The sequence below is a fragment of the Mycobacterium sp. E796 genome, from assembly GCF_001672815.1.
Classification (GTDB): domain Bacteria; phylum Actinomycetota; class Actinomycetes; order Mycobacteriales; family Mycobacteriaceae; genus Mycobacterium.
Genome location: NZ_LZKK01000287.1, coordinates 1 through 621 on the forward strand (window position 1 = coordinate 1; position 621 = coordinate 621).

Below are 621 nucleotides of genomic sequence, written 5' to 3' on the forward strand. Positions count from 1 at the left end.
CGACCAGATGCGCAAGATCGCCCAGCTATCCGGCGGGCAGTCCTACACCGCCACCAACATCAGCGAGCTGAACAAGAGCTACAACGCCATCGAGAACGACATCGGGTTCCGCACGGTGCCCGGCCCCGGCAGCGCCGGCTGGCTGCGCCTGGGCGTCGTCGTCGCGCTGATCGCGGCGGCGCTGGGCCTGCTGATCAACCGGCGCCTGCCGATCTGACGCTGCCGTCTGACCGCTTAGGCGGGCAGCCGCCGGTTCAGGAACTCTCCGGCCAGGACGGCGCCGGCCAGCAGCACCGCGCCGAGCAGCATCCAGGCCAGGCTGGCGTCGCCCTTGACGGTCTGATAGCCGATCTGGCGCTGCAGGGTCGAATAGACGCTCTCCAGCGATTCCAGGCTGTCGGCGTGGAACGCCTGGCCGTCGGTGATCTTGGTGATCTCCTGCAGCGTCTGGTCGGTCGACACCGGGACGGCGACCCGCTGCCCGTCCATCTCGATCTCCCCGCCCTTGGTGCCGAACGAGATCGTCGAGATCTGCACCTCCTCGGCCTTGGCGGCCCGCGCCGCGGTGAACGCGCCCTGCGGCGCGTTGGGGTCCAGCGGCACGTTTTCGGCCCCGTCGCA

Annotated in this window: 2 pseudogenes; one reads left to right on the forward strand and one right to left on the reverse strand. The window is 69.6% G+C overall.

The annotated features are described in order from the left end of the window. Positions 1-217, forward strand: a pseudogene (locus A5706_RS21975) (hypothetical protein); the annotation flags it as partial. Positions 218-234: 17 nt separating this feature from the next. Here the strand turns inward: A5706_RS21975 and A5706_RS21980 are convergent. Then, positions 235-621, reverse strand: a pseudogene (locus tag A5706_RS21980) (hypothetical protein); the annotation flags it as partial.